At 53.0% G+C, this 15,899-nt stretch carries 12 protein-coding genes; 7 read left to right on the forward strand and 5 right to left on the reverse strand.

Going from position 1 to position 15,899, the window contains the following annotated elements:
* Positions 1-67: 67 nt before the first annotated feature.
* The 4 genes from BW972_RS10410 (at position 68) to BW972_RS10425 (ending at position 4,080) form a co-directional block, all read left to right on the forward strand.
* Positions 68-1,018, forward strand: a complete 951-nt coding sequence (locus BW972_RS10410; RefSeq protein WP_007659253.1) for a GNAT family N-acetyltransferase — start codon at positions 68-70, stop codon at positions 1,016-1,018.
* 43 nt (positions 1,019-1,061) lie between these two features.
* The gene (locus BW972_RS10415; protein ID WP_234986349.1) at positions 1,062-2,204 is read left to right on the forward strand and encodes an alpha/beta hydrolase-fold protein; all 1,143 of its coding nucleotides are present in this window, start codon (positions 1,062-1,064) and stop codon (positions 2,202-2,204) included.
* 278 nt (positions 2,205-2,482) lie between these two features.
* Positions 2,483-3,403, forward strand: coding sequence for a lytic transglycosylase domain-containing protein (locus tag BW972_RS10420; RefSeq protein ID WP_076422043.1), 921 nt, complete (start codon positions 2,483-2,485; stop codon positions 3,401-3,403).
* A 158-nt stretch (positions 3,404-3,561) separates the two neighbouring features.
* Complete coding sequence (locus BW972_RS10425; protein WP_076422044.1) at positions 3,562-4,080, forward strand: GreA/GreB family elongation factor; 519 nt, start codon at positions 3,562-3,564, stop codon at positions 4,078-4,080.
* A 76-nt stretch (positions 4,081-4,156) separates the two neighbouring features.
* Here BW972_RS10425 and BW972_RS10430 read toward each other — a convergent pair whose 3' ends face one another.
* From BW972_RS10430 to BW972_RS10445, 4 genes are all read right to left on the reverse strand, one after another.
* Complete coding sequence (locus tag BW972_RS10430) at positions 4,157-5,926, reverse strand: efflux RND transporter periplasmic adaptor subunit (RefSeq protein WP_076422045.1); 1,770 nt, start codon at positions 5,924-5,926, stop codon at positions 4,157-4,159.
* A gap of 131 nt (positions 5,927-6,057) precedes the next feature.
* Positions 6,058-7,500, reverse strand: a complete 1,443-nt coding sequence (locus BW972_RS10435) for a TolC family protein (RefSeq protein ID WP_076422046.1) — start codon at positions 7,498-7,500, stop codon at positions 6,058-6,060.
* Positions 7,497-11,258 carry an efflux RND transporter permease subunit gene (locus tag BW972_RS10440; RefSeq protein ID WP_076422047.1) on the reverse strand — a complete coding sequence of 1,254 codons (3,762 nt, stop codon included), beginning with the start codon at positions 11,256-11,258 and terminating at the stop codon, positions 7,497-7,499. The genes BW972_RS10435 and BW972_RS10440 overlap by 4 nt, the downstream gene beginning before the upstream one ends.
* 101 nt (positions 11,259-11,359) lie before the next feature.
* Complete coding sequence (locus BW972_RS10445) at positions 11,360-11,779, reverse strand: HYC_CC_PP family protein (protein WP_143731982.1); 420 nt, start codon at positions 11,777-11,779, stop codon at positions 11,360-11,362.
* A 227-nt stretch (positions 11,780-12,006) separates the two neighbouring features.
* Here BW972_RS10445 and BW972_RS10450 point away from each other — a divergent pair, with 227 nt between their 5' ends.
* From BW972_RS10450 to BW972_RS10460, 3 genes are all read left to right on the forward strand, one after another.
* On the forward strand, positions 12,007-12,465 hold the full coding sequence (locus tag BW972_RS10450) for a DUF2892 domain-containing protein (protein WP_076422048.1): 459 nt from the start codon (positions 12,007-12,009) through the stop codon (positions 12,463-12,465).
* 78 nt (positions 12,466-12,543) lie between these two features.
* Positions 12,544-13,632 (forward strand): COX15/CtaA family protein, encoded by a 1,089-nt coding sequence (locus tag BW972_RS10455; RefSeq protein WP_076422049.1) that lies wholly within the window; start codon positions 12,544-12,546, stop codon positions 13,630-13,632.
* A gap of 3 nt (positions 13,633-13,635) precedes the next feature.
* Positions 13,636-14,892, forward strand: coding sequence for a GAF domain-containing sensor histidine kinase (locus BW972_RS10460; protein ID WP_076422050.1), 1,257 nt, complete (start codon positions 13,636-13,638; stop codon positions 14,890-14,892).
* A gap of 11 nt (positions 14,893-14,903) precedes the next feature.
* Here BW972_RS10460 and BW972_RS10465 read toward each other — a convergent pair whose 3' ends face one another.
* Complete coding sequence (locus BW972_RS10465; protein WP_076422051.1) at positions 14,904-15,893, reverse strand: PorP/SprF family type IX secretion system membrane protein; 990 nt, start codon at positions 15,891-15,893, stop codon at positions 14,904-14,906.
* Between the last annotated feature and the right edge of the window lie 6 nt (positions 15,894-15,899).

Raw genomic sequence — 15,899 nt, forward strand, 5'->3', positions numbered from 1 at the left:
GTATGTGTACCATTTGCCACTTCATATGCATAACTGATAAGCGATAAAAGGCAGCTAAAATGATGATATGATTGCCAGGAAAAAAGCAAAATTCCGGATAGTGCCTTACGGGCCGGAACATGAACAGGCGCTACTGGAAATTGAACGTATGTCGCCGCAGGGCTTTATGGTCAAGCTGGAAGTCATGCGCGATCATTTTTTATCCCGGGCAGAGCTATTTGAGGACTATGCTGCTTTTGTCGCACTTGGCCCGGAAGAGAAGGTGCTGGCAGGTGGTATAGGCGCACAGACACCCATGTGCATCAACGGAAAGCTGCACCAGACAGGCTTCGGTTTCGATGTGCTGGTTGATCCCTCTGTCCGTAACATGGGTATTGGACGGGACCTGGCTACCTGCGTGCGAAAACGATACTTCGACCCGAAAGGATTGAAACGCCAGTTTACCACCCTTCGGGCCGGCAACCTGACCATGCTGCACCTGCTTTCCAAATCTTATCGCAACACTTTCCTGTACGAGTTTCTATACCTGACTTTCCCAACTGCCCGTACCCTGCGGGTTGAGAATGCCGCCATTGGTGATACCTTATTTAAAACATCTCTTTTCACTGAAGAGAGCAAGCTAAGTGACTACTACGAAGTAAATGAAAGCGGTATGGGTCTGTGGCACACGCATAAACTGTATCAACTCAAAGTAAAGTCAGTAAACCCGGTGTTGAGCGGCGGGCTTTGGCTGGGGAACCGTTTTATCCGAACAAATAAATATGTGCCGCTGGTGGGATCTCTGTTAAAGACGACTACAATTTACAATCTTACCCAGGACAACATAAATACTTTGCCAGAGGTGTCGCTTGAATTGTACCAGCGGGGCATCAACTACATGCAGATTTGCTGTCAGCCCAATGACGCTGTATACCATGCCCTGCAAAAAAGCGCCCTCAATGCCTTCAGTCACTATGTGGTGAGTAGTATGGAGCTGAAGGCAGATGAGCCTCTTTCGCTTGACGTCCGCTGCCTGTGACATTTCCTGTATCTTTGTAGGCAGATCACATGTTGCAAGCCCTATGAAAAGCCTTCTGTTGTCTTTGCTTTTAATGCTTAGCTTTTACCACACTGCCATAGGGCAGCAACAACCGGACAGCACCCGTATCACCTTCCGGGTGTACGCTCCTACCCTATCGGATTCGCAGCAGGTATACCTGAGTGGCAGCACGCCTGAACTCGGAAACTGGCAACCCAACCGCATCACTATGCGGCATACCGGGGCTCAGGTATGGGAAAAGACGGTATACCTGAAAGAGCAGTCAGTGCAGTACAAGTTCACCCTTGGCTCCTGGAACACCGAGGCTACCGACGAGCAAGGCAATCCGCTGCCAAATTTCAGTCTGGAACCAGAAGGTGACACCACCGTGCAACATCAGCTTAGCCATTGGCTGGAGAAAGCCAGCAAGCCAATTTCAGGAGGCATCACCGGCACGGTAGCGTATCACCGCAACTTAACAGCAGACAGCCTGCAGCCCCGCGACCTGATTGTGTGGTTACCGCCGGGCTACGGAGAAAGTAACAAACGCTATCCTGTCCTTTATATGCATGATGGGCAAAACGTATTCGATCCGGCTACGAGTTCCTTCGGCGTAGACTGGGGCATAGACGAAACGGCAGACAGCCTGATCCGCAACAGGCAAATGGAGCCTGTCATCATCGTAGGAATTTACAACACGACCGATCGCATGGAAGAGTATGTGCCGGGGCTGAAAGGCAGCGCCTACATGGATTTTGTTGTGAACAAGGTGAAGCCGCTTATTGATCAGACCTACCGCACCAAATCGGGCGCCAAACATACCCTGACAGGCGGTTCTTCAGCCGGTGGAATCATGGCGTTTATGCTGGCCTGGGAATATCCGCAGGTGTTCAGCAAGGCCATCTGTATGTCCCCCGCTTTCAAGATCATGCACATCGACTACGTGAAGGACGTGCAAGCCTATAAAGGCAAAAAGAAAAAGCTGAAGCTCTATATTGACAACGGCGGCATCGACCTGGAGGCCCGTCTGCAGCCAGGTATAGACGAAATGTTAGCAGCTCTGCAGGCTCAAGGCTACCGAGAAGGCAAAGACTATACCTGGGTTCTGGACAAGAAGGCACAGCACAACGAAGCGGCCTGGGCCAGGCGCATGCCGGCAGCCTTGACTTTTTTATTGGCAAAGTAAGGCGATGGCAAGGTTGATACTGCAAATAGATAAATATTGCAAAACTTATATATTACTTATTTTAAAATCAGGTTTTCTGAACACAGTTCTTCTACTCACTTTGTTACCTAACTGGCTTTAGAGGAAGATTTATCACCTAATAAGTCAGAATAAATGTCTCTTCCAATCTCAAAAATCGCAGGTATAGCCTGGCATCCTGTTGCATTTTTCCTTACCTTGAAACACAATTCATCTTCAGTTTTCAGGTTATAAATACAGGTACAAGAAAGGAGCACGCTATGGGACAGCAATTTTTAAAGTATGGTTGGATTTTGGTTGCACCGCTACTGATTTTACAGTTGAGCGGTGAGAACAGCCTCAAACTGAGCGCTACGCCAAACGAGCGCAACGACAGAGCCTTTGAGGCAAACAGACAAATTTTCACTTCACCTGCCCTGCCTGACGCCATCACGTTTGCAGGTGAACCCGTACCGCTGCATCTGCCGGATGTAGCGGAGCGTCTCGACCGTGAGCTGCTGGCTAACACCTACTTGCACACCAGCACGCTGCTGGCCTTGAAACGAATGCAGCGCTACTTGCCGGAGATCCGGCAGATCCTGAAGGAGAATGATATGCACGAAGATTTCATTTACCTGGCCCTGGCCGAGAGTCTTTTCGGGCAGGTAACCTCCCATGCCGGTGCCTCTGGCTTCTGGCAGCTCATGCCAGACACGGCCCGCGGCTATGGGATGGTTGTGAATGGGGAGGTGGACGAGCGCTTCCATGTGCAGAAATCGACTGTGGCGGCCTGTCGCTATCTCAAAACAGCCAAAAACAAGTTTGGCACCTGGACCGATGCTGCCGCCTCCTACAACCGTGGCATGGCTGGTCTGGACAAAGCCATGAAGCACCAGAAGGTGAACTCCTTCTATGATCTCTACCTGAATGACGAGACCTCCCGCTACATCTTCCGTATCCTGGCCCTGAAAGAAATTCTCGGCAATCCGCAGAAGTATGGATTTGACGTACCGGAAACACATGGTTACAATCCACTGCCTGCCAAAGCTGTGACCGTGGAGAACACCATACCTGACCTGATCGACTTTGCGCACGAACAGGGTACAAATTACAAAACACTGCGCCTCTACAACCCCTGGATCAGAGGTTATAAACTAACCGTGCCAGCCGGCAAGGAGTATGTGCTCCAAATGCCTATGTAATTACTGTGACAAAAGAGCCTGTGGAAAAAGATAAGAGACTTTTATAGTTATTAGGATTAAGACAGACAATAAACAGGTATAGCAACTACTCTTACACCTGATCTAATAGAAAAGGGAGTGTCGGAAACATCCGGCACTCCCTTGCTGTATAACAGGGCATGAGCAGAGCATTTGTAAAAGAAGACGACGCAGGCGAAGCGCCCATCATCCCACCACGGGCTGCCCTGCCTGCAGGCGTGCCCAATTATGTTCGTCCGCAGGGACTGGAGAAACTTAGAACTGAACTGGAAGAGCTGGAATCGGAGCGCACTATTGTAGAAGCCAACCGCGAAAACGATGCGGACCGCACCCGTCAACTCACTATCCTCAACGGCAAACTCAGCGCCCTGAACGGACGAATTGCCAGCGCCAGAGTCATAGACCCGCTGGAGCAAACCCCGGACGAAGTGCGCTTCGGAGCCACTGTCAAGCTACGCACACTTAGTGGTGGCAAACCCGGCACCATCCGGCAGTTCACCATCGTGGGTGTAGACGAAGCAGATGTTACGCAAGGGCTGATAGGGTTTGTAGCTCCTATTGCACAAGCGGTAACGGGTGCCAAATTCGGTCAGAAGCTGCACCTGGAGTTGGGGCGTGTGGAAGAAGAAGTTGAAGTGGTGGAGATTAAATACAGCTGAGCTATGTGTATTTCTATAAAACAGGAAGGCAGGTATAGTGCACTATACCTGCCTTCCTGTTTGTGATAGGTTTGGTTTAATGCTGGTGCCCCTGCGGCATGGGAGCCGGTTGGTCAGCAGCTGCTCCCGTGCTCTGCCCTCTTCTGTACGTTTCTTCCGTTTCTCCGCATGTCAGCATCGCCTCTCCGAAATATGGGTTTCGGATATCCTTGATCTCGCTCAGCCAGAATGCGCCCTTGTCGCCGAGTGCCATCGGACAGGACTGTATATAGGCCACATCATGCTGAATGCCGAACACTTTCACGGCTTCGATGACTTGGTCGGAAAGCGGTGAGAAAGCAGCTCTTTGCTTTTCCAGATCGCGGCTTTTCTGAATTGCCTCGGCATTAGACTTCAATGTTGGCAGCAGCGCCATCCACTGATCGTGCATTTTACCATCGAGTTCACCCATATTCACTTGCCCCAAAGTCACGACAAAGGTACCTGCCGCCTGACGTGCTGCCGGCACATCCGATGCTACCAGGGCATTCTTCAGGGTATAATACTGGTCAATGAGCTGGGTGAGCTGTTGCTGGAAAGCTTCCGGTGCCTTAGGTCCGCCTGCTGGTGGTGGCGACATCATGCTGTAGTTACCTCGCAGCTGTGCAGCTCCATCCACGGCAAACACACCATTTGTTACCACTTCCTCACCTGGTTGCAAGCCAGATTCCACGACATACCGCTCGCCCATGCGTGGCCCCAGTGTCACCTCGCGCATCTCGAAAGCCGGCATCTCCTGCCCCGGTACTTTCACGTATACCACCGAGCGCTTGCCTGTCCACAGCACGGCACTGCTCGGCACCGACAGCGACTGTTCTTTGGCACCGGTAGAGGTCTTGATGCGGGCATCCGCAAACATGCCCGGCTTCAACTGGTTGCCGGGATTCTGCACCTCCGCCCGCACCTCGATGGCACGGGTTGTCGGATCGAGTACAGGGGTGATAAAGGCTACCTTGGCTGTAAATTCTTTGCCAGGTATACCTGGTACCGTGAAGGTGATGTTGCCACCCTGCTTGATCCAGGACAGGTCAGCTTCGTAGGCGTCCAGCACCACCCACACCGAGGACAGGTTCGCTACTTCAAAAAGTGCAGACCCTGTTGTCACGTAGTCACCGGCACTTACCAATCGCTCTGTTACCACACCGGCGGCATCAGAATAAATATCGAAATTGGTGATGATGTCCGATGCGTTTTCAATACGCTTGATCTGTGCATCAGTCAACTTCCAGAGCTTGAGTTTGGACCGGGCGGCTTCGTAGAGTTCGGGCATCAGGTCCTTGGCTCGGGCAGCTTCCTGCAGCTCACGCTGGGCTGTGATCAGCTCCGGTGAATAAAGCGAAGCCAGCCGCTCTCCACGGCGCACTTCCTGCCCGGTAAAGTTCACGTAGAGCCGCTCAATGCGTCCCGGAAACTTAGCTGTGATCGAAGACACCTGCTGTTCGTTCAAGGCCACTCTGCCCGATAGCACGAGTTCGTTCTCCGGATCAACCATTTCCAGCCTGGTAGTTTGGATGTTAGAAAGAGCGATGGCCTCCGGTGTCATCTCAAGTACATAGCGGCTGGTTTTGTTACTGCTTCCGCCATTGCTCACCGGAATCAAATCCATGCCACAAAGCGGGCATTTCCCCGGTCCCTCCTGCCTGATCTGTGGGTGCATGGAGCAGGTATACTCCGTGGCACCCGCTACCTCTCCGGCGTGTTCGTGTGCCTGTTCTGAACCCCGGCCGCCAAACAGCAGCCAGCCCAGCAACAGTCCGCCCAAGGCCACGAGTAAGTAGGTTCCGATTCTTTTATTTCTTGATGTCATGTTTCTTTATGCTTATGACTGTTGTTCTTCTGATTTTCAGTGCTTTTGTAGACTGGTGCACGATTGTCATCTCCCTGCCCCCTTCAAAGGGGACACTATTGCCCGTCTACTCTATCTATACCTACCCAATTCTAATTATCCCCCTGCATCATGCGGTTGATGGCTGACACGGCAATGTTCTGGTCTGTGACAGCCTGCAGTTGCTGTTGCCTTAAGCTGAGCAAAGACTGACGCTGGCGGATGATCTCTTCTATACCTGTGCCCGTAACGGAATAGTTTGTGGTGAGCAGCCGGATGGTCTGTTCTGTGAGCGTTACCTGATCTTTGAGCAGGTTAATCCGGCTGACTGCACTCTGGTACTGGTATAGCAGATTCTCCAGTTCCGTGAACAGTTCACGCTCCGTAGCTTCCTTCTGGAACACAGCCGCCTGTTGGGAGAACTCTGCTTCCTTTTGGGCCGCATTGTATTTTTTACGGTAGATCGGCAGCGTCAGGGTCACCATCGGCATCACCATGTTCTCGCCGCCCATATTCATCTGGGTCATATCATCCATGCGCGGTTTGAAGATCATATAGTTTAGCCCCACCCCAATCATTGGTCGGCCCATCAGTTGCGCCATCCGCAGTTGGGATTCCCGGGCCTTCTCGTCCCACTCATACATTTTGAGCATCGGGTGATTGCTGCGGATCGAGTCTTCGATCAGCGACAAGGTAGCCGGCAACGCAGCAGGCAGGAGCGTGTCGGCAGAAATGACCGTCATGCTTGGACGGCGGCGCAACAGCTGGTTAAAAGCTACCTGCAGCGGCCTGCGTGCTTCATGATGAATCAGGACCTGGTTTTCCAGTTCTTTCACTTGCAACCGGATCAGCATGACATCGACCATAGAAGACCCTCCTGTACTGCCCATACCGGACATACTACTGCCGCCAGCCGCCATGTTGCCCCCACTGGCCGAGCCCGCAGCTGCACCGCCGGAGCTCTCCATACCCGCCATACCGGAGCCACCGCTCCCCACAGCACTAGAAGAGCCAGTCGAGCCGCCCGTTGTACCCCGGGCTGGCGTGGCGGCTCCAGAAGTGCCGCCTGCCGGAGCCGATTTATACCTGGCCAGGGCCAGTCTTTCGAGTGTCTTCATGATCTCCAACTCCTTCTCCATCAGGATCGATTCCTGATCATTCAGGTATAGCTGGTACCAGATGGTGCGCACCTCGTGGTACAGGTTGATTTTCGCTTCAATGAAGGATGCAAATTTCATCTGCGCCATGTAGTCCGCCTCGTCGCGGGCCGCCTTTTGTGAACCAAACCAGGGGAACATCTGCATCACTGAGATATCGCCTACCTGATTGCCCATGAAGCGCTCCATCGGCCGCAGAAAAAAGTTAAAGGAAGCCTCCGGGTCTGGCAGCGCCCCCACCTGCGGGGCACGCTGCAGCGCCGCCTGGTACTCGGCGTAGCGCGCCTTCAGCGTCGGGCTGTTCTCGCCTGCCTCCACCAGATATTCTTCCAGCGTTTGCGCTTGTGCCAAGGGCATTGCCACCAGCACTAGCATGATTAAAGCCAGTATCTTTTTCATACGGTTTCTTTTTTGATTTTGGATTCTTCGCGCCAGCTATATAACACCGGCACAATCAGCAGCGTGATCAGGGCCACGAACATTCCCCCGAAAGAAGGGATCGCCATCGGGATCATGATATCGGAGCCTCGCCCCGAAGACGTGAGCACAGGCAACAGCGCCAGCAAAGTCGTGGCGGTGGTCATCAGACAAGGACGCACGCGGCGTATACCTGCCTCCATTACTGCTTCGCGTACTTCGGCTCTGGTTTGCGGTGTGTTGCGTTCAAAGCTTTGTTTCAGATAAGTCCCCATTACCACACCATCGTCCGTCGCGATGCCAAACAGGGCGATAAAGCCAACCCACACGGCCACACTCAGGTTAAAGGTCCGCATCTGGAACAACTCCCGCATATTGGTCTCGCCAAAGGAGAAGTTCATGAACCAGCCCTGGCTGTAAAGCCACAGCATCATAAAGCCGCCGGCAAAAGCCATGGCAATCGATGTGAAAATAAAAAGCGACGTGCTCACCGACCGGAACTGGAAATACAGGATCAGGAAGATGATCAGTAAGCTGAGTGGCACAATAAAGGATAATCTTTCTTCGGCTCGAATCTGATTTTCGTAGTTGCCAGAGAACTTATAACTCACCCCAGCCGGCACTACCAGTTCGCCACTTGCGATCTTCTCCTGCAGGTAGCGCTGTGCATCTTCCACCACGGTCACTTCGGCAAAGCCCTCGCGTTTGTCCAGCAGCACGTAGCCAGTCAGGAAGGAGTCCTCGCCGCGGATCATCATCGGTCCCGGACGGAATTCCACTTTGGCAATGGCAGCCAACGGAATCTGTCCACCTTGTGGATTTGAGATCATGATGCGGCTCACGGATTCCGGATCAGTACGATACTCGCGGGCGTAGCGGGCCCGGATGGAATAGCGCTCGCGGCCCTCCACAGTGGTGGTCAACGCCATGCCGCCCATCGCCACTTCAATGTACTCCTGCACGTCGGCCACGTTGAGGCCGTAGCGGCCCATGGCACGGCGGTCCAGGTCTATTTCCATGTAAGGCTTGCCTAGGGAACGGTCGGCATACACAGCCTCAGGCTTCACAGAAGGCACCTCTTTCAGGAGCCGCTCCATTTGCATGCTGAAGTCCTCGATGGTCTGCAGATCCGGTCCGTATACCTTTACTCCCATCGGCGCGCGCATACCAGTCTGCAGCATCACCAGTCGGGTTTCGATCGGTTGCAGCTTCGGGGCGGAAGTCACGCCCGGCAGTTCGGCCACTTCCACGATCTCGTTCCAGATGTCGTCAGGCGTCCTGATGTGGTCGCGCCACTGGCGGTAATACTCGCCACTTTTGTCTTCGATCAGGTTGCCTTTTTCGTCCCGCGCAAACTCGCCGTCATCGTTTACCTTGAAGCGGACCTTATACCCGTTTTCATCCGTGATGTACTCGGATTTGTACTGGATCACGTTCTCGTACATCGACATCGGGGCCGGGTCCAAAGCTGTTTCGGCACGACCTGCTTTGCCCACGACCATCTCCACTTCAGGTATAGCCGTGATGAGCATATCGAGTTGCTGCACATAGCGCTTGTTCGCCTCCACACCGGTGTGCGGCATCGAGGTCGGCATCAGCAGGAAAGCGCCTTCGTCCAGGGATGGCATGAACTCCTTGCCCATACCCGGGAAGGTATGCACCAGTCCGCTCCAGGGAGCAGATGTGCGAACGTTCACCCCCACTTTATCGAAGCCAGTTGCCACCCAGCCAAACACGCCGTTGAAACCGATCCAGATGTTAAGCCCCAGCAGCATAATGAAAGCCGGGATCAGCATGAAAGTACCTTTGTTGGCCAGACACCAGCCCAGCACCCGCGGGTATACCCTGATGAAAAAGGAAAACAATCCAAGCACCAATCCGATGATCAGCAGGATAAAAATGAAGTTCACAAAATAGCTCACCGAAACGCCCAGCGGCACCCACTCGGTCGCCAGCAGCCACGAAACGGCCAGTACCGCTATACCTACCATGATCAGTGTATGGTGACGCCCGAAGCGCTCCGGCTGATAGTAATTGAGCAGGTTATTAGCCGCAATCAATACCAATGTGATACCTGCCAGCGGCACAATGAACAAAGCTATTATACCCAGGCCCACCAATGCCCAGTTCAGTATCTTACTCCAGGCCACGTTGCGCGACTTCAGCCCGAAAATAGTATGTGCAAAAGCCGGCATGATCAGGATCGTAAAGATCAGCGACGCCACCAGCGCAAAGGTCTTGGTGTAGGCCAGCGGACCGAAAAGCTTGCCCTCCGCCGCCTCCAGCGTGAACACGGGCAAAAATGAAATAATGGTCGTGGAAACAGCCGTCAGAATCGCAGTAGCCACCTCCGTGGTGGCATTGTATACCGTCTTTATCAGTGATTGCCCCGGCGGGGCCTCTTCCATGTGCCGCAGGATGTTCTCGTTAAGAATGATCCCCAGATCGACCATGGTACCGATGGCAATGGCTATACCTGAAAGTGCCACGATATTGGCGTCCACCCCGAAGTACTTCATCAGGATGAAAGTCATTAACACAGCCAGCGGCAATAGCGCAGAAATCAGCAGCGAAGCCCGCAGGTTGTAGACCATCACGATGATCACAATGATAGTGATCAGGATCTGCAGGATGATGGCAGTGTTGAGCGTGCCCAGTGTCTCGTTGATCAACTGCGTGCGGTCATAGAAAGGCACCACCGTCACTTTGGAAATGCGCCCATCGGCCAGCTTTTTGGAAGGCAGACCGGCAGCAATATCGTCCAGTTTGGCCTTCACGTTGTTGATCACCGCCAGCGGATTGTCGCCATAGCGGGCGATCACCACACCGCCTACGGCCTCGGCGCCACTCTTATCGAGCACGCCCAGCATAGAACGGTCAGCCGGACCAATGTTCACCCGTCCGATGTCCCGGATGCGGATCGGTACGTTGTTGGCTACCCGCACGGTGGCGTTTTCGATGTCGCTTATTTCCTTCACATAGCCCAAGCCACGCACCAGGTACTCCACCTGGTTGATCTCTACGGTGCTGGCGCCCACTTCCTGGTTACTGGCTTTCAAGGCATTCATCACCTCCATCATGGAGACGTTGTTTGCCTTCATGGCTACCGGGTCGAGGTCTACCTGGTACTCTTTGATATAACCGCCCACAGAGGCCACTTCGGCCACGCCCTGTGCTCCGGCCAACGCGTACTTCACATAGAAATCCTGAATGCTGCGGAGTTCGTGCAGGTCCCAGCCCCCGGCCGGGTTGCCGTCTTCGTCGCGGCCCTCCAGGGTATACCAGTATACCTGCCCCAGCGCCGTGGCGTCAGGTCCGAGCTTCGGAGTCGTCTCGGCAGGCAGCAGATCGGCTGGCAGTGAATTTAGTTTTTCGAGGATGCGGGAACGGCTCCAGTAGTACTCCACGTCATCCTCAAAAATGACATAGATGCTCGAGAAGCCGAACATGGAGGTGGAACGGATGGTCTTCACGCCGGGCATACCCAGCAGGGAAGTCGTGAGCGGATAGGTGATCTGGTCCTCTACGTCCTGCGGAGAGCGGCCCATCCACTCGGTGAAGATGATCTGCTGGTTTTCGCCAATGTCAGGTATGGCGTCCACCGGAACCGGGTCGCGGGGCAGGAAGTTTACGTTCCAGTTGAACGGCGCCACCATGATGCCCCAGGCCACGATAAGGAGCAGCAGCAGGGTGGTCACCAGCTTCTGTTCCAGAAAGAATTTAATAATGCTATTTAACATGCTTTGTTCGATTGAATGCAAAAAGGAATGGCACTCTCCGTATAGGAAAAGCCAGTAGCTATACCTGACCTTAGCGGCCGGGCATCATCGAAAAAGCAGGTTTAAATCAGGAAGGACTGCACAAACACAGGGATGTCCTGCGCGAGCAAAGGCGGGGAATAATCCGGCACATGGGTATAGGCCGGTTCGTAAAGTTCGAAAAGGGAAGTCCATACCGCCGCGAAAGCTGCGATAAAGGTCATATCCGGAACGGAAAGCTTGAAAGTCGGACTAAGCGCTTGCTCGTCCTCTACCTCCAGCACAATTGTCTGGTCCTGGCAGCAGTCGGCGTCCATGGCCGGCTTGTGGCAATCCGGCAGGCTTTCGCGCTGTTTCTCCATTTCACAGGCGGCGCTGTGCGAAAAGAAAGCTGTTGCCATAACCTCACCTGCGCACAAATGCTGCGTGATCGTCATCCCCACAGAGGAGAAAACAACCAGCAGGGCCAGTGTCAGGGTCAATATGGTGCGAATCAGCTTCAAATTCAGGTACGCTCGTTCAGACGAAGATACAGTTTCTTTTGCAAAGGTAGGCAGCAAACGCAAGATGAACTTACAGATTTCGTAGTAAATCTTACAAATAACGACAGAAAGCCGAAGATTTACGCCAAAACGTTACTTCCTGCAGACATGATTCAGTTCTGGCACAACTAAATATTCATACAACCGCGTATAGCATTATAGTAAGATACACAAACAGGAAGAAGATAATGAATAATACAGAACAGGAAGAACAGGGACGTGTGAGGGAAAGCTCTTTTGATGAAACCAACGAACGGGTGGATCATCACATACGTCAAAGTATAGCGCGCTACAAAGGCCGCAGTCACGGGGAGATCTCAGAGCGCATTCGCGAGCTTGACCAGGAATGGAGCATCGAACGTACTCTGGAGGTCAATGCTTCCACGCTGGCTCTTTCCGGCACCCTGCTAGGGGCTTTTGTAAACAAGCGCTGGTTCATCCTGCCGGGTATTGTCACTACTTTCCTGCTGCAGCATGGCATACAGGGCTGGTGCCCTCCCCTGCCCATCATGCGGGCGCTGGGCATACGCAGCCGCCGGGAGATTGACGAAGAACGCTATGCCCTGAAAGCTCTTCGGGGCGATTTCGACGACATCTCTCCCAAAAGTTCACCCGCAAAAATATTAGATACTGTGCGAGGCACCTGAGTGGCATTTTTTGTTAAAAAGTGATATTTATCATCTTCTGGCAGGTCAGAAACATGGATATTTGTTCTTTTCCATGTTATGCATCAAAAACCTGCTTCTATACCTGTCGTTCTCTGGCTTATCAGCGGCATAGTACTCGTATTGGCCATGGTGGTCATCGGTGGCATCACCCGCCTCACCGGCTCCGGCCTTTCCATTACCGAGTGGAACCTGATCTCAGGCACGCTGCCTCCGCTTTCAGAAAGTGAGTGGCTCGTTATGTTTGAGAAGTACAAGCAGTTTCCCGAGTACCAGAAGCTGAACTTCGGCATGACCCTCCCGGGCTTCAAGCAAATCTTTATGTGGGAGTACCTGCATCGCCTGCTGGGCCGTCTCATCGGGATCGTTTTCATTGTACCTTTCCTGTATTTCCTGTACCGCAAAATGCTGGCGCCCTGGCTGGTGAAGCGCCTTGTTTTCATCCTGCTGCTCGGTATGGCCCAGGGCGTGATGGGCTGGGTAATGGTGATGAGCGGCCTGAGCGAAATGCCGCACGTGAGCCACTACCGACTGGCAGCACACCTGACACTGGCCCTGCTGCTGATCGGTGTCATTCTCTGGACCATTGCTGACCTGGTGGCACCGGTCGAACAAAAGTCCCATGCACTTCGGGCCTACAGTCCCCTCTCCTGGTTATTGGTGTTCGCTATCCTGATTCAGATTGTGCTGGGGGCCTTTGTGGCAGGACTGAAGTCGGGCTTTTCCTATAACACCTGGCCGCTCATGCAGGGGGAGTTCTTTCCTGGCTTCCTGAGTGGTTTATCGATCCTGCAATACTTTGATAATGGTGTAGCTGTGCAGTTCATGCATCGTTGGTTCGCATTTGTTGTACTGATCTGTGTAGTGCTGTTTTATAGCTACTTAAGCAAGCAGTACTTGCTGGGCACCACGAGGACAGCGGTGAGGTTTCTGCTACTTGTCACGATACTGCAGGTTGGCCTGGGCATAGCGACCCTGGTACTGGTGGTTCCCATCAGTCTGGGTGTGCTGCACCAGGTAGTGGCGGCGATTCTGTTTATGGCGGCGCTGTTTGTGGCACATCAGTTGCAGCACAAGGCAGAAGCAGAAGCGTTTATGCCGGAAAGAAGAATAATGGCAGAACCAGCTGGCGTACTGCGTAAACACTAAGAGATGGACAACCTTCTAATACTTGAGCCTATGCCCGATCAGGAAACTGTACAGCACGAGGAGTTTCAGCGTCTTATCGACCTTTCAGAACTTGACCTTGACTATGGCAATCTAAGCGATAGCTTCAAGGACCTGGTGCGGCTGGCCGCACATGTGGCCGGCACGGAGATTTCGCTTGTCAACCTGCTCGACGCCTATACCCAGTGGACGGTGGCAGGGTATGGATTCCCGACTGGTAATATGCCACGAAAAGACTCTGTCTGCCAGTATGCCATTGCACAGTCTGACCCTTTAGAGGTCAAAGACCTGATGCAGGATGAGCGGTTCATGAATTTGCGAAGTCTTAAAAGTAACCCTGACCTCAAGTACTATTTCGGATTGCCTCTCCGGACAAAGCGGGGTTACAATATCGGCACACTCTGCGTACTGGACCGAAATATAAAGGAGCTCTCACCTGAGAAAATAGAACTGCTAAAGATCATTGCAGGTGAGATCGTGCACCGCCTGGTGGTGCACCAGGTCATGCAGTCGATGCACCATAAGCTGGAAGAAGCCGAACAGGTAAACCGCAGGGTGGCGCACGACATCAGAGGGCCTGTGGGCGGTATTGTGGGTCTGGCAGATCTGATCCTGAAGAAGGGAGAAAAAAACAAGCTGCCGGAAGTTCTGAATTTCATGAGCCTGATCTACAAGAGTGGCAATTCCATTCTTAAGCTGGCTGACGAGATCCTGACAGGGAACGAGGAGACATCTGCACCGGATACTTCTGTTTTAAGTGAAAATGAGCTGAACCTGAACACCCTGCGTGAGCGTCTGCTGGAGCTCTATCAGCCACAGGCAACTGATAAAGGGATCACCTTTGATGTGGAGATCGATGCGATGCAGGCAGACAGGCCTTTCCCGAAGAAAAGGCTGATGCAGATCACGGGGAATCTGATTTCGAATGCATTCAAGTTTACACCACCATTGGGAGGCGTGACGGTGCAGCTAAGACTGGAAAACCTCGAAAACAAATCCCTGCTTCATATTCGGGTAAGTGACACAGGTATAGGCCTGACGGAAGAACAGGTAAGCGGTGTGATGCAGGGCAAATCCTCTTCCACGACCGGCACTAAAGGGGAGCAGGGTTATGGATTGGGATTGCAACTGGTGAAGCACCTGCTCGATGGCCTGCATGGAAGCATGACAGTGGTTTCCTCACCCGGAGAAGGCACCGCCTTCGACATTAAAATTCCGATTCCCCTGCCCCGGCCACAGTAGGCATGCAGGCATTACCAGAAAGTAAGCCCGCCCTGCTGATTTGGATTCGCCTGACGGAAGGTATAAGCCAGGCCGATCTCGTTGGTGGCGCGGCTGATTGAGCGGGCTTCCTGTATTGGGCTCTCATAGGCGTACGTGATACGGAACTGGCGGTAGTGCAGACCAGCCCCTACATGGAATGCCTGGTCGTTACGGTAGCCTGCTCCTGCCCATAGCATGTCGTTATACACTGCTTTCACCTGTCCCTCAACCGTACCTTTCAGCTGCTCATCGTACTGGTACAGGCCATTTACAATCAGCCCGAAATGATCTGACATAGCTGTACGAAACCCGGCCTGCGCAATATGTTTGCGGGTATAGACATCCTTCATAAAATTATCGCTGCTATTCATGAAGTGGCCTGCGGTGATATCCTGCATGGCATAGCCCAGGTAGTAGTTGGCAGAGGCCAGCGCAAAGCCCAGGTTCAGGTCAAACTTGCTCATACTGTTCTGGTCGCCCAGTACGTGCTGGTAGCGCGGGTCACCTGTATTGTCCACCACCAGGCTGTTGCCGTCGAGCCGGAAATTATTGAAGGTGAGCGACGTGCCAAAGCGCAGACTTAGTGATTGTGAAAGCCGCACACCGGTACCATAGTTCAGCCCCAGCTGCGTCTCTCTTGTAGGGCCAAATCGCTCCTGCAGTGCAATGATTCCAAAGGCATGCCGGGCACCCATGTAATTTTTTCGTGAGTCGCGGTACTGGTAGTGACTGGTACGATCCGTGGTTTTGTTCATATCCGCCATGTCCAGCTCGCCTGAGAAGAAAAGCGTCTTGGGGGCATCCTCAAAGCCTGTCCACTGGTTGCGGTAATAGGTGCGGAGCATGGAGCCTTCGCTACCTGTAAGCGCAGGGTTGTAGAAATGCTGGTAGGCTGAAAAATTGCTGATGTACTTCCGGTTCTGCGCCTGCAGGCCTGTGATTGTGAATAAGAATATAGCTATTACTACTAATCTGTTCATGTAAAC

Source organism: Pontibacter lucknowensis (genome assembly GCF_900156415.1).
GTDB classification, from domain to species: domain Bacteria; phylum Bacteroidota; class Bacteroidia; order Cytophagales; family Hymenobacteraceae; genus Pontibacter; species Pontibacter lucknowensis.